This window comes from Cognatilysobacter tabacisoli (genome assembly GCF_003586305.1).
In the GTDB taxonomy this organism is placed as follows: domain Bacteria; phylum Pseudomonadota; class Gammaproteobacteria; order Xanthomonadales; family Xanthomonadaceae; genus Cognatilysobacter_A; species Cognatilysobacter_A tabacisoli.
Genome location: NZ_QXJI01000004.1, coordinates 79,854 through 92,108, shown reverse-complemented (window position 1 = coordinate 92,108; position 12,255 = coordinate 79,854). Strand labels below are relative to the sequence as shown.

Below are 12,255 nucleotides of genomic sequence, written 5' to 3'. Positions count from 1 at the left end.
CGATGGCCGACCGCGCGCCCCTGAGCTTCCTCGCCCTCGGCGACAGCTACACGATCGGCGAGGGCGTGCCGGCCGACGGCCGCTGGACCCACCAGCTCGCCGCCGCGCTGCGCGCCGAAGGGATCGCGCTCGACGACCCGCGCACGATCGCGACGACCGGCTGGACCACCGACGAACTGGCGGTGGGCATCGCCGCAGCCGAGCCGGTCGGCACGCACGACCTGGTCAGCCTGCTGATCGGCGTCAACAACCAGTACCGCGGCCGCTCGTGCGCGGACTACCGCGGCGAGTTCCACACGCTGCTGGCGCGCGCGGTCGCGCTGGCCGGCGGCCGCGCCGATCGCGTGCTGGTGCTGTCGATTCCCGACTGGGGCGTGACCCCGTTCGCCGCGCAGCAGGGCCGCGACCCCGCGCAGGTCGCGCGCGAGCTCGACGACTACAACGCCGCCGCGTGCGCGCTGTGCGAGGCGCACGGGGTCGCGTTCGTGAACATCACCGACGTCAGCCGCGACGGCGACGGCGACGCGGCGATGCTGGTCGACGACGGCCTGCACCCGTCGGCGGCGATGTACGCGCGCTGGGCGCAGCGCGCGCTGCCGGTGGCCCGCGCGCTGCTGACCGCCGCGTGAGCGCACCGGCGGCGATGCCGCGCGAGCGCGCGGCGGCGATCGCGCGCCACTACCTGCCCGAGCGCGCGCTCGGCAGCCGCTGGGACTACCACTACGCGCGCGCCAAGCTCGGCAGCGACCCGCTCTATGCCGGCGTGTGCGACGCGCTGCGCGGTACCCGGGCGCCGCTGCTCGACCTGGGCTGCGGGCTCGGCCTGCTCGCGCACGCGCTGCGCGCCGACGGCATCGCGCTGGCCTACCGCGGCGTCGACAACGACGCCGGCAAGGTCGCGCGCGCCGCGCGCGCCGCCCGCCGCGCCGGGCTGGCCGACGTCGGCTTCGACACGGTCGACCTCGCCGCCGGCGCGCCGGCGCACGCCGGCAGCGTCGCGATCCTCGACGTGCTGCAGTTCATCGCGCCGGACGCACAGGCGCGCACGCTCGACGCCGCGGTCGCGATGCTGACGCCGGGCGCGCGGCTGGTGATCCGCACCGGCCTCGACGACGGCGGACGGCGCGCGCGCGTCACCCGCGCGGTCGACGTGTTCTCGCGCCTGCTCGGCTGGATGAACGCCGGTCCGCGCAGCTACCCGTCGGCCGATGCGCTGCGCGCGCGCTTCGACGCCGCCGGCCTGCAGGCCGAGTTCACCCCGCTGTTCGGCAACACGCCGTTCAACAACTGGCGCGTGGTCGCGACCCGGCCCGCCGCCTGATCGCGGGGCTTACGGCGACGTCGCCGCCGCGGGCGCGGCGACGGCCGCCGTCCCGGCCGACAGCTCGTCCGGCAGCACGCAGCGGTAGCCCAGTTCGTCCAGCCGCTTCAGCAGCAGCGCCAGCGTCTCGACGCTGCGACCGTGCGCGGCGCCCTCGTGCAGCAGCACGATCGCGCCAGGGGCCAGCTGCCTCTCGATCCGCGCGACCACGTCGGCCGGCGTGGCGACGACCGCGTCGTAACCGCGCGCGCTCCACGCCACGCGCGTCAGCCCGTGCCGCCGCAGCGGCGCAGCCAGGAACGGGTTGGCCATGCCGACCACGGCGCGGAACCAGCGCGGCGGCCGGCCGGTGAGCTTGGCCAGCACGGCCTGGGTGCGGGCCACTTCGCGCGACAGCCGCAGCGGGCCGAGCGCCCAGAACCACGCGGCCGGGTGGCGGTGGCTGTGGTTGCCGACGTCGTGGCGGTGGCGCGCGATCGCGACGACGTCGGCCGGCCGCGCCGCCGCGCGGCTGCCGACGAGGAAGAACGTGGCCTTCGCGCCGTAGGCGTCGAGCAGGTCGAGCATCGCGCGGGTGTCCGGCGACGGGCCGTCGTCGATCGTCAGCCAGACCACGCGCGCCTCGGTCGGCAGGCGCCGCAGCACCGGGCTGAACCACGCCGAGTCCGGCCGCAGCGTGCCCCACAGGAACGCCGCGTGCGTGGCCATCATCGTCGCCACGCCCCAGCGCCAGCCGGCCCAGGCCCACACCGCGACCCAGCCCAGCTGCGAGGCGACGAACAGCGCCGGCGCGGCGTGCGGGCGTCGCGGAACGCGCTGGAGGGAGGCGGCGGGCATCGGCGGATGATGCCACGCGGCCCTGCCGTCGCCGCGACGCGTGCTCGCGGGGCGGCCCGGGCGACGGGCGTAAACTGTCGGTTCCCCTGCACCGCACCGGATCGCCCCATGTCCCTCGACCCCGCCCTGCGCGCCCGCATCGAATCGCTGCTGGCCGCCCACCCGATCGTGCTGTTCATGAAGGGCGAGCCGCGCGCGCCGCAGTGCGGCTTCTCGGCCAAGGCCGTCGGCGCGCTCGGCGCGCTCGGCATCGACTACACCCACGTCGACGTGCTGGCCGACCCGGAGATCCGCGAGGGCATCAAGGCCTACGGCGACTGGCCGACGATCCCGCAGCTGTACATCCGCGGCGAGCTGCTCGGCGGCAGCGACATCATCGAGCAGATGGCCAACTCCGGGCAGCTGCACGAGGCGGTCGGGCTGCCGGCGCCGGACCGCACGCCGCCGCGCATCGCGATCACCCCGGCCGCGGTGCAGATGCTGCGCGAGGCGATCGCCAACGCCGGCGACGGCTATGCGCTGCAGGTCGACGTCGACAACCGCTTCAACACCAAGCTGCAGCTCGCCCAAGCCGAGCCGAACGCGATCGCGGCCGAGGTCGACGGCATCCGCGCGCAGTTCGACCTGGCCAGCGCGCGCCGCGCCGAGGGGCTGACGATCGACTGGGTCGACGACGAGCGCGGCCGCGGGCTGGTGATCGACAACCCGAATGCGCCGCCGAAGGTCGCCGCGCTGTCGCCGGTCGAGGCGCGCGAGCGCGTGGCCGCCGGCACGCTGACGCTGGTCGACGTGCGCCCGCCGGAAGAGCGCGCGCTGGCCTCGGTCAACGAGCCGTTCGCGGTGTTCGACGGCGACGGCCTGATCCACCTCGAGGCGCTGCCGAAGGACACGCCGATCGCGTTCCTGTGCCACCACGGCCAGCGCAGCGCGCAGGCGGCCGAGCACTTCCGCGGGCTCGGCTTCCGCGCGCTGTACAACGTCGAGGGCGGCATCGAGGCCTGGGCCGACGTCGCCGACAGCCACGTCGCGCGGTACTGATCCGGCGATGACCGACGCCACGGAACCGGCGGCAACCGCGTCCGCCCCCTCGGCCGACGCGCTCGTCGCCGGGCGCGCCGACAGCTTCCGCACCGGCTTCGACGGCCGGCGCATGCGCGAGTACCGCGGCCTGCCGATCTACGCCGCGCCGGGACTGCACGAGGCCGCCGCGGCGCTGCTGGCCGAGGCCGCCGCGCCGGGCGCGCGCGTGCTCGAGTTCGGCGCCGGCAGCGGGGCGATGTCGCTGCGCCTGCACGATGCCGGCTTCGCGGTGACGGCCAGCGACCTGTTCGCCGAGAGCTTCAAGCCCGACGCGATCGCGTTCGTCGCGGCCGACCTCAACGGCGGCTTCGCCGCGCAGTGGCCCGGCGGCTTCGACGCGGTGATGGCGCTGGAGATCATCGAGCACCTGGAGAACCCGCGGCACACGCTGCGGCAGATCCGCGCGCTGCTGCCCGCCGGCGGCCAGCTGGTGCTGTCGACGCCGAACATCGCCAACCCGGTGTCGCAGGCGCTGTTCCTGCGGCAGGGGCAGTTCCAGTGGTTCCGCGACGTCGACTACCGCGAGCAGGGCCACATCACGCCGCTGAGCCCGTGGGTGCTCGAGCAGGCGCTGCGCGAGGCCGGCTTCGCGATCCGCGCCGAACGCGCCGTGTCGAGTCCGTTCCGTCGGGTGCGCAAGCTCGGCTGGGGCGTGCGCCTGCTGGCGCCCCTGTTCGCGCTGCTCAGCGGGCTGCCGCGCACGCGCCGCGGCGAGGTGTGGCTGGTGCGCGCCGAAGCGGTGTGACGCGTCGCGCGCCGCGGATCGCCGCGGCGACGGTTTTCTGCCGCTAGAAGCCGCCGCCGGCGTCGAGGTAGGCCTGCTCGTCCGGCGTGCTGTCGCGGCCGAGCGCGCGGTTGCGGTGCGGGAAGCGGCCGAAGCGCTCGATCACGTCGCGGTGCCGTCGCGCGTAGTCGGCGTACATCGCCGCCGCCTCGCCCGGATCGGCCGCGGCCATTGCCCCGGTCAGCATCACCGCGCGCTGCTGGTCGTCGAGCGCCTCGCTGTGCTCGAACGGCAGGTACAGGAACACCCGCAGCGCCGGGTCGACCGCGGTGTCGAAGCCGGCGTCGACCGCGTGCGCGGCGAAGCGCAGCGCCAGCGGATCGGTCGCGAACGCGTGCGCGCTGCCGCGGAACACGTTGCGCGGGATCTGGTCGAGCAGCAGCACCAGGGCCAGCGCGCCGTCGGCGCTGGCGAGCCAGCCGTCCAGCTCGCGCCGCGCCGCGGCGTGGTGGGCGTCGACGAAGCGCGCGCAGGCCGCGTCGAACGCCGCGTCGGTGGCGAACCAGCGCCCCGGCCCGGCGTCGCGCCAGAACCCGATCACCTCGTGCGGCTGCAGGTTCGTCATCGGCTCAGTCCTCGCCCAGCGATTCGTCGCCGAGCTGGGTCTCCAGCTCGGTCGTCCACGCGGCGGTGATGCTTTCCAGCGTGACCGCGTGGATCAGCGGGCGGATCGAGCCGGTCGAGTACGACTGCGAGATGAAGCGCGCGTAGCACTCGCGGAACCGCAGCCAGGCGCGGTGCGCCTCGTCGAACGTCGCCCGGTTGCCGGCGTCGAGCTGGCGGCGCAGGTGCACGACCAGCGCATCGAGCCGGCGGTCGACGCGTTCGAAGCGGGTGGCGGCCTGCTGGTTCATTTCGGTCTGGCTGATCCGTGCGTCGTCGCTGTCGCGCGCCACCTGTTCGGCGCGGGTGAAGTAGTCGTCGGCCAGGCGCACGGCGACCTCGGCCTTGCCGATCAGCCGCCGCTCGAACCGGCGCAGCTCGTCGAGGTCGACGTTGGCGCCGTCCAGCCCCTGCTTCAGCGCCAGCAGCTTCTGGTGGCGCTCGATCGCGTCGACGTCGCCGCGCCGCTCGACCCGGCGCTGGACGAAATAGAACGCCCACGTCAGCGCCGCGCCCAGCAGCAGGAACACCGCCTCGTTCCAGCCTCCCTGTTCCATGCCCATGTCCTCCCTAGCCCGGCCGCCAGTGTGGCGGTTGCGCTTCTCAGGGGTCGCGACGCCGGTCGCCGACCCGGTTCACAGGTGGCCGACGACCGCCGGCGGCGCGTGCCAGTTGTCGTGGCGCCCGTCCGCGTAGCGAACCGGCAGCGCGGCCAGGGTGTCGGCATCGAGGTCGTCGATGCAGGCCAGGTTGATCGACACGTAGTCGCCGCCCAGTTCGGCCAGGTGCCCGCGCAGGAACGGCCGCACGCCGCAGGTGCGGCAGAACGGCCAGTGCGTGGCGTGGCGGCCGAACGTGTAGTCCGACAGCGCGGCCTCGTCGGTCAGCAGGCGGAACGCGTCCGGCTTCAGGAACGCGACCCAGTAGCGCGTCTTGGTGCACATCGAGCAGTTGCACTTGCCGGTGGCCGCGGTGAGGTCGAGGTCGGCCTCGAAGCGGACGGCGCCGCAGTGGCAGCTGCCGGAAACGGTCTGGGTGGCCATGGCGGGCTCCGCGCGTGCCGGGACCCACAGGGTACGACGCCGGCGGCGCACCCGCTGCGACCGCGGGCACGCCCCGGCCGGCGCCGGCTATTCGTCGAAGCGCAGGTGGCGCACCGACTTGCCGTGGCGGCGGATCAGCCGCAGCGCCTCGATGCCGACCTGGATGTGGTTGTCGACGTAGTCGGCACTGACGCGCGCGTCGGAGGCCTCGGTCTTCACGCCCTCCGGGATCATCGGCTGGTCGGACACCAGCAGCAGCGCACCGCACGGGATGCGGTTGGCGAAGCCGGCGGCGAACACCGTGGCCGTCTCCATGTCGATCGCCATGCAGCGCATCGCGCGCAGCCGCTCCTTGAAGGCCTCGTCGTGTTCCCACACGCGCCGGTTGGTCGTGTACACGGTGCCGGTCCAGTAGTCGTGGCCGAGGTCGCGGATCATCGTCGACACCGCGCGCTGCAGCGCGAACGCCGGCAGCGCCGGCACCTGCGGCGGCAGGTAGTCGTCGCTGGTGCCCTCGCCGCGGATCGCCGCGATCGGCAGGATCAGGTCGCCGAGCTGGTTCTTGCGCTTGAGCCCGCCGCACTTGCCGAGGAACAGCACCGCCTCGGGCGAGATGGCCGACAGCAGGTCCATCAGCGTGGCCGCGTTCGGGCTGCCCATGCCGAAGTTGATCATCGTGATGCCGTCGGCGGTGGCGCTCGGCATCGGCCGGTCGAGGCCGACCACCGGCGCGCCGGTCAGCCGCGAGAACACGTGCAGGTAGCCGCCGAAATTGGTCAGCAGCACGTGCTTGCCGAACTGGTCGAGCGGCACGCCGGTGTAGCGCGGCAGCCAGTTGGCGACGATCTGTTCCTTGTCCTTCATGCGGGGGTCTCGGTGGGCGCGCGCCGGGCGCGCGTCGGGGTCAGGGGCGCCGGCGCGCGGGCGACGGCGGGAGTCGAATGCGGCTATCGAAAGTTCCTATCGAATCGACGCCATCGCGATGCGCGGCCTGGGCCATACGCGCCGCGCGTCCGCGGCCATGCGGGCTGGCGGACCGCCGTGGCGGCCACGCCGCCGCTGGGCTGCAGCGGGCGCCGTCGAGGGGGCGGCGTCGCGCGCCGCGCCGTGCGCGGCCCCGCGCGAACCGCGCCACCGACGGCATTCTCGCACCGACCCATGACCTTGGTCAGGGTTGGCGCGTGCGCGAGCCGCGGGCTACGGTGGGACGGCTGTCCTTTGCGCCACTTCGTGCACCGCTTCCAGGGGAACCCAATGTTCAGACCGCTACTGGCCGGCGCCGGCCTGGCGCTGCTCGCCAGCGCCGCGCACGCCGCGCCCGCGACCTCGTCCGCGCCGTCGCGCTTCACCCAGGACCCGTACGCCAGCACCTACCGCGCGATCCCGTCCGCGCCGGTGCTGATCCAGCGCGCGACCGTGCTCGACGGCAACGGCGGCCGGCTCGACAACGCCGACGTGCTGATGCGCGACGGCGCGATCGTCGCGGTCGGCGCCAACCTTGACGCGCCCGCCGACGCGATCCGCGTCGACGGCAGCGGCAAGTGGGTGACCCCGGGCCTGATCGACGTGCATTCGCACCTGGGCGTGTACGCCAGCCCCGGCGTCAACGCGCACAGCGATGGCAACGAGGCGACCTCGCCGGTGACCGCGGCGGTGTGGGCCGAACACTCGGTGTGGCCGCAGGACCCGGGCTTCGCGACCGCGCTGGCCGGCGGCGTCACCTCGCTGCAGGTGCTGCCCGGCTCGGCCAACCTGATCGGCGGCCGCGGCGTCACGCTGAAGAACGTGCCGGCGACGACCTACCAGGCGATGAAGTTCCCCGGCGCGCCGTGGGGCCTGAAGATGGCCTGCGGCGAGAACCCCAAGCGCGTGTACGGCCAGAAGGCCGGCCCGTCGACGCGCATGGGCAACGTCGCCGGCTACCGCGCGGCGTTCATCGACGCCAGCGAGTACCTGCGCAAGAACGCACCGAAGAAGTCCGAGCCGCCGAAGCGCCGCTGGTGGCAGTCGGCGTCCAACGGCAGCGCCGACAGCGACAAGGACACCGGCGGCAAGCGCGACCTCAAGCTCGACACGCTGGCCGGCGCGATCAACGGCGACATCCAGGTGCACATCCACTGCTACCGCGCCGACGAGATGGCGGTGATGCTCGACCTGGCCCGGGAGTTCGGGTTCAAGGTCGCCGCGTTCCACCACGGCGTCGAGGCGTACAAGCTCGCCGACCGGCTCGCCGCCGAGGGCACCTGCGGCGCGCTGTGGGCCGACTGGTGGGGCTTCAAGATGGAGGCCTTCGACGGCATCCAGGAGAACATCGCGCTGGTCGACCGCCCGGCCAACGGCTGCGCGATCGTGCATTCGGATTCGGAGGAAGGCATCCAGCGGCTCAACCAGGAGGCCGCCAAGGTGATGGCGCACGCGCGGCTGGCCGGCATGGAGATCGCGCCGGAGCGGGCGATCCGCTGGGTCACGTCGAACGCGGCCAAGTCGCTCGGCGTGCTCGACCGCACCGGCACGCTCGAGGCCGGCAAGATGGCCGACGTCGTGGTGTGGAGCGGCAATCCGTTCAGCGTCTACGCGAAGGCCGAGCAGGTGTACGTCGACGGCGCGCGCGTGTTCGACCGCGCCGACCGCTCGCGCCAGCCGACCTCGGACTTCCTCCTCGGCCAGGACAACGGCCAGGGAGGCGTGCGATGAGCCGCGTGCTGCGCTCCACCCTCGCCGCCGCGGTGCTGGCCGCGTGCAGCCTCGGCGCGCCGGCCCAGGACGCGCCGTCGAACAGCCTGCTGATCCGCAACGCCACCGTGCACACCGCCGGCCCGCAGGGCACGCTCGACAACGCCGACGTGCTGGTCAGCGGCGGCACCGTCCGCGCGGTCGGGCGCGGCCTGGCCGCGCCGGCCAACGCGCAGGTCGTCGACGCGCAGGGCCGCGCGCTGACACCGACGCTGTTCGGCGGCGTCACCGGCATCGGCATCGAGGAGGTGTCCGGCGTGCGCGAGACCGTCGATGCGGCCGTTTCGCTCGGCGCCGAGACCAAGCAGATGACCGTGCGTCCGGAGTTCGACGTCACGCTCGCGTTCAACCCCGAGTCGGTGCTGATCCCGGTCAACCGGATCGAGGGCATCGGCTGGACCCTGCTCGGCGCCGGCACCGGCAGCGGCGGCTCGATCGTCGCCGGCCAGGGCGGGCTGGTTCGGCTCGACGGCAGCCCCGACCCGATCGGCCCGCGCGTGCTGTTCGTCGACCTCGGCGCGGACGCGTCGGGCCTGACCGGCAGTTCGCGTGCGGCGCAGTGGATGATCCTCGACCAGCTGATCGACGAGGTCCGCGGGCGGATCTCGCCCGACGCCAACGCCGCGCTGCTGACGCCTGCCGGGCGCGCCACGCTGGCCAAGTACATCGGCGGTGGCGGCCGGGTGATGGTCGGCGTCAACCGCGCGGCCGACATCCGCCAGCTGCTGCGCTGGTCGCAGCGCCACAACGTGCGCATCGCGATCTCCGGCGGCGCCGAGGCGTGGAAGCTCGCCCCGCAGCTGGCTGCGGCGAAGGTGCCGGTGTTCGTCGATCCGCTGGCGAACCTGCCGTCGGACTTCGACTCGCTCGGCGCGTCGATGGACAACGCCGCGCGGCTGCGCGCCGCCGGCGTCGACGTCGGCTTCAGCCAGCGCGGCGACGCCTCGCACAACGCGCGCAAGGTCCGCCAGCTGGCCGGCAACGCGGTCGCCGCGGGGCTGCCGTGGGCCGATGGCCTGGCCGGGCTCACGCGCGTGCCGGCCGAGGCATTCGGCGTGGCCGGAACGCTCGGCACGATCGCGCCGGGCAAGCGCGCCGACCTGGTGCTGTGGAGCGGCGACCCGCTCGAGGTCAACGCCGTCGCGGTGCAGGTGTGGATGGACGGCCGCGCGGTGCCGATGCGCAGCCGCCAGACCGAACTGCGCGACCGCTACCTGCGCGGGGAAGGCCCGCTGCCGCGCGCGTACCCGGCCGGCGACGGCCGCTAGCAGACGCCCGCGACGCGACCCCCGAGCCCGTCCCGCGCACGCGGGGCGGGCTTTTTCATGACCGGCGCCGGGCCTCAGGCCGGCGCGTCGTCGACCACGACCACGCGGTTGCGGCCCTCGCCCTTGGCCCGGTACATCGCCGCGTCGGCGCGCTCGAGCAGCGCGGCGACGGTGTCGTCGGGCCGCGCCTCGGCCACGCCGACGCTGAGCGTCAGCGCGACCGGCGCCTCGCGCACCTGCCGGCACGCCTCGACGACCTCGAGCCGGATCCGCTCGGCGATGTCGCGCGCGTGGCGGCGGCCGTGGCGCGGCAGCAGCAGCACGAACTCCTCGCCGCCGATCCGGCCCAGCACCTGCCCGCCTTCGCCGTCGGCCTGCCCGCGCACGACCTCGGTGACGCGGCGCAGGCAGTCGTCGCCGACCGGGTGGCCCCAGGTGTCGTTGACCTGCTTGAAGTGGTCCAGGTCGAGGAACAGCACCGACAGCGGCAGCCGCTCGCGCCGCGCGTCGAGCAGCGCGCGGTCGAGCTGGCGCAGCAGGCCGCCTCGGTTGAGCACGCCGGTCAGCGCGTCGTGGTCGGCGTCGGCCTGCGCGGCGTCGCGCTCCCGGCGGAACGTCAGCATGCGGTCGGCCAGGCCGAGCAGCAGCACCATCGCCGCGAACACCTGCATCACCGGCAGGCCGTACTCGAGCCACGGCGCCAGCGGCACGCCGGCGCTGAGCTGCAGCGCGCGCGCGGTCGACACCGCGACCAGCGGCACCCAGCCGATCAGCACGTAGCCGGCGTAGCGCCCGCCGCGCAGCCACACCCGCAGCAGGGTGACGATCGCCAGCGCGTTGGCCAGCAGCAGCAGGCCGTTGCCGACCGGCGGGAACCACGACTTGTCGCTCGGCAGCGGCGACACCAGCAGCACCAGCAGCAGCGCCGGCGCGAGCACGCCGACCAGCCACAGCGCGCGCGCCAGCCACGGCGAGCCGGTGCGCAGCGCGGCGAAGTCGAGCAGGAACAGCACCGTCACCAACGTCGACAGCGTCGCGACGAACCAGATCCCCTCGACGCCGAACCGCGCCAGCCGGTCGATGCCGGACAGCGTGTAGGCGTCGCCATACGCCATCAGCACGTACAGCAGCTGCAGCGCGACGCTGGCCGAGAACAGCAGGTACATGCGCTCGCGCAGCCGCGACCAGAACAGCAGCACGACGACCGCGATGCCGAACAGCAGGCCGACGCTCATCCACAGCACGCGCACGTGGCGGTGGTCCTCTGCGTGGTGGGCGTCGCTGTCCATCACCGCCAGCTGCAGCGGGTAGCGCACGCCGCGCGCGTGGACGTAGACCGGACCCGGCTCGGGCAGGTCGAACGCCAGCGTGCGGCGCGAATGGCCGGTGTTGCCGCTGCGGTCGAAGATCGACGCGCGCTGCGGGCGGTAGTCCGGCGGCGCGAACACCGCCAGTTCGGCGCTGAAGGCGTGGTAGACGAGCAGCTCGAGCGGGCCGTCGCCGGCGCCGGGGTGCACGCGCCACCAGCCGGCGCCGTCGACCGCGCCGCCGAGCTGGCTCGCGCTGCCGGTGCTGGACCAGGCGGACTCGGGCGCGGCGCGCAATGCGGCCGCGGCCGTGGCGGCGTCGCCCTCGGGCGCGGCGGTCGCCAGACGGTCGACGCGGGTGATCGGCACGCGGCCGGGCTCGCCGTCCGCGGCGCGCGCAGGCACGGTCGTGGCGCCCAGCGCCAGCGCGATCAGCAGCAGCCACGTCGGCCTCATGCGTCCCGCCCCCGTTCGGGCCGGTACGGTCCGGCCCCGCGCCAAGGTGCCACAACCCGGGCCGCCGCGGTCGGCACTCGCCGGCGCGGCTCCGACCGGGGCAAGCTGGCCCACCCACCCGAGCCAGGCGCCCGCCATGCCCCACCCCCGCTGGTACTTCGACTTCATCTCGCCGTTCTCGTACCTGCAGTGGCAGAAGCTGCGGCCGCTGCTGGCCGAACACGCGATCGAGCCGGTGCCGATCGTGTTCGGCGCGGTGCTGGCGTCGATGGCGCACAAGGGCCCGGCCGAGATCGAGCGCAAGCGCGAGTTCACCTACCGCCACGTGCTGTGGCGCGCGCAGGCCGAGGGCGTCGCGCTGCGCTTTCCGCCCGCGCATCCGTTCAACTCGCTGCACGCGCTGCGCCTGTGCGTGGCCGCCAGCATCACGCCGGACGCGATTGGCGCGATCTTCGACTGGATCTGGCGCGATGGGCGCGAGGCCGGCAGCGTCGAGGCGCTGGCGCCGCTGGCCGACGCGCTCGGCGTGCCGCTCGACGCGATCGGCGGCGACGCCGCCAAGCAGGCGCTGCGCGCGAACACCGACGCCGCGCTCGCTGCCGGCGTGTTCGGCGTGCCGACGCTGGCGATCGGCGACGCGCTGCTGTGGGGCAACGACGCGCACGACCTGGCGGTTGCCGCGCTGGCCGACCCGGGCCTGCTCGACCGCGGCGAGATGGGCCGCGCGGCGGCGCTGCCAGTGGGGGTGCGGCGCGCCTGAGGCCGCGCGGGGCGGGGACGCCCACGCGCCCGGGCGCGTGAATTGCTGCGGTCGCAATGTGCT

General features: G+C 74.4%; 13 protein-coding genes. 7 read left to right on the top strand and 6 right to left on the bottom strand.

Annotated features, from left to right (window positions below):
* Positions 1-2: 2 nt before the first annotated feature.
* Together D3A60_RS12905 and D3A60_RS12900 are read left to right on the top strand one after the other, a co-directional pair.
* On the top strand, positions 3-629 hold the full coding sequence (locus D3A60_RS12905) for an SGNH/GDSL hydrolase family protein (protein WP_119719184.1): 627 nt from the start codon (positions 3-5) through the stop codon (positions 627-629).
* Positions 630-643: 14 nt separating this feature from the next.
* Positions 644-1,321, top strand: a complete 678-nt coding sequence (locus tag D3A60_RS12900) for a methyltransferase domain-containing protein (RefSeq protein WP_119719183.1) — start codon at positions 644-646, stop codon at positions 1,319-1,321.
* A gap of 9 nt (positions 1,322-1,330) precedes the next feature.
* On the opposite strand, the gene D3A60_RS12895 is transcribed toward D3A60_RS12900, so the two are convergent.
* The gene (locus D3A60_RS12895) at positions 1,331-2,158 is read right to left on the bottom strand and encodes a polysaccharide deacetylase family protein (protein WP_119719182.1); all 828 of its coding nucleotides are present in this window, start codon (positions 2,156-2,158) and stop codon (positions 1,331-1,333) included.
* 108 nt (positions 2,159-2,266) lie between these two features.
* On the opposite strand from D3A60_RS12895, the gene grxD reads away from it, so the two are divergent.
* Together grxD and D3A60_RS12885 are read left to right on the top strand one after the other, a co-directional pair.
* The gene (gene grxD, locus D3A60_RS12890) at positions 2,267-3,196 is read left to right on the top strand and encodes a Grx4 family monothiol glutaredoxin (protein ID WP_119719181.1); all 930 of its coding nucleotides are present in this window, start codon (positions 2,267-2,269) and stop codon (positions 3,194-3,196) included.
* Positions 3,197-3,203: 7 nt separating this feature from the next.
* On the top strand, positions 3,204-3,983 hold the full coding sequence (locus D3A60_RS12885) for a class I SAM-dependent methyltransferase (RefSeq protein WP_119719180.1): 780 nt from the start codon (positions 3,204-3,206) through the stop codon (positions 3,981-3,983).
* A gap of 43 nt (positions 3,984-4,026) precedes the next feature.
* Here D3A60_RS12885 and D3A60_RS12880 read toward each other — a convergent pair whose 3' ends face one another.
* The 4 genes from D3A60_RS12880 to D3A60_RS12865 all read right to left on the bottom strand — a co-directional run bounded on the left by D3A60_RS12880 (position 4,027) and on the right by D3A60_RS12865 (position 6,532).
* On the bottom strand, positions 4,027-4,587 hold the full coding sequence (locus D3A60_RS12880; RefSeq protein WP_119719179.1) for a DUF924 family protein: 561 nt from the start codon (positions 4,585-4,587) through the stop codon (positions 4,027-4,029).
* A 4-nt stretch (positions 4,588-4,591) separates the two neighbouring features.
* Entirely contained in the window at positions 4,592-5,182 is a 591-nt protein-coding gene (locus D3A60_RS12875) for a lysozyme inhibitor LprI family protein (protein ID WP_119719178.1), read from the bottom strand.
* 78 nt (positions 5,183-5,260) lie between these two features.
* On the bottom strand, positions 5,261-5,668 hold the full coding sequence (locus D3A60_RS12870; RefSeq protein WP_119719177.1) for a GFA family protein: 408 nt from the start codon (positions 5,666-5,668) through the stop codon (positions 5,261-5,263).
* 87 nt (positions 5,669-5,755) lie between these two features.
* Positions 5,756-6,532, bottom strand: a complete 777-nt coding sequence (locus D3A60_RS12865; protein ID WP_119719176.1) for an AMP nucleosidase — start codon at positions 6,530-6,532, stop codon at positions 5,756-5,758.
* Positions 6,533-6,922: 390 nt separating this feature from the next.
* Here D3A60_RS12865 and D3A60_RS12860 point away from each other — a divergent pair, with 390 nt between their 5' ends.
* Together D3A60_RS12860 and D3A60_RS12855 are read left to right on the top strand one after the other, a co-directional pair.
* A complete protein-coding gene (locus D3A60_RS12860) occupies positions 6,923-8,362 on the top strand; it encodes an amidohydrolase (protein WP_119719175.1) in 1,440 nt (479 codons plus the stop codon).
* Positions 8,359-9,669, top strand: coding sequence for an amidohydrolase family protein (locus D3A60_RS12855; protein WP_119719174.1), 1,311 nt, complete (start codon positions 8,359-8,361; stop codon positions 9,667-9,669). Before D3A60_RS12860 ends, D3A60_RS12855 begins: the two co-directional genes overlap by 4 nt.
* Positions 9,670-9,743: 74 nt before the next feature.
* Here D3A60_RS12855 and D3A60_RS12850 read toward each other — a convergent pair whose 3' ends face one another.
* The gene (locus tag D3A60_RS12850; protein ID WP_196778746.1) at positions 9,744-11,432 is read right to left on the bottom strand and encodes a GGDEF domain-containing protein; all 1,689 of its coding nucleotides are present in this window, start codon (positions 11,430-11,432) and stop codon (positions 9,744-9,746) included.
* 136 nt (positions 11,433-11,568) lie between these two features.
* On the opposite strand from D3A60_RS12850, the gene D3A60_RS12845 reads away from it, so the two are divergent.
* Positions 11,569-12,192: a 2-hydroxychromene-2-carboxylate isomerase gene (locus D3A60_RS12845; RefSeq protein WP_119719172.1), complete on the top strand. Its 624-nt coding sequence runs from the start codon at positions 11,569-11,571 to the stop codon at positions 12,190-12,192.
* Positions 12,193-12,255 lie beyond the last annotated feature (63 nt).

What these genes read in the sequence shown, in the direction of transcription:
- D3A60_RS12905 (WP_119719184.1), top strand. Translation starts at nt 3, where the DNA reads ATGGCCGACCGCGCGCCCCTGAGCTTCCTCGCCCTCGGCGACAGCTAC.
- D3A60_RS12900 (WP_119719183.1), top strand. Translation starts at nt 644, where the DNA reads ATGCCGCGCGAGCGCGCGGCGGCGATCGCGCGCCACTACCTGCCCGAG.
- D3A60_RS12895 (WP_119719182.1), bottom strand. Translation starts at nt 2,158, where the DNA reads ATGCCCGCCGCCTCCCTCCAGCGCGTTCCGCGACGCCCGCACGCCGCG.
- grxD (WP_119719181.1), top strand. Translation starts at nt 2,267, where the DNA reads ATGTCCCTCGACCCCGCCCTGCGCGCCCGCATCGAATCGCTGCTGGCC.
- D3A60_RS12885 (WP_119719180.1), top strand. Translation starts at nt 3,204, where the DNA reads ATGACCGACGCCACGGAACCGGCGGCAACCGCGTCCGCCCCCTCGGCC.
- D3A60_RS12880 (WP_119719179.1), bottom strand. Translation starts at nt 4,587, where the DNA reads ATGACGAACCTGCAGCCGCACGAGGTGATCGGGTTCTGGCGCGACGCC.
- D3A60_RS12875 (WP_119719178.1), bottom strand. Translation starts at nt 5,182, where the DNA reads ATGGAACAGGGAGGCTGGAACGAGGCGGTGTTCCTGCTGCTGGGCGCG.
- D3A60_RS12870 (WP_119719177.1), bottom strand. Translation starts at nt 5,668, where the DNA reads ATGGCCACCCAGACCGTTTCCGGCAGCTGCCACTGCGGCGCCGTCCGC.
- D3A60_RS12865 (WP_119719176.1), bottom strand. Translation starts at nt 6,532, where the DNA reads ATGAAGGACAAGGAACAGATCGTCGCCAACTGGCTGCCGCGCTACACC.
- D3A60_RS12860 (WP_119719175.1), top strand. Translation starts at nt 6,923, where the DNA reads ATGTTCAGACCGCTACTGGCCGGCGCCGGCCTGGCGCTGCTCGCCAGC.
- D3A60_RS12855 (WP_119719174.1), top strand. Translation starts at nt 8,359, where the DNA reads ATGAGCCGCGTGCTGCGCTCCACCCTCGCCGCCGCGGTGCTGGCCGCG.
- D3A60_RS12850 (WP_196778746.1), bottom strand. Translation starts at nt 11,432, where the DNA reads ATGAGGCCGACGTGGCTGCTGCTGATCGCGCTGGCGCTGGGCGCCACG.
- D3A60_RS12845 (WP_119719172.1), top strand. Translation starts at nt 11,569, where the DNA reads ATGCCCCACCCCCGCTGGTACTTCGACTTCATCTCGCCGTTCTCGTAC.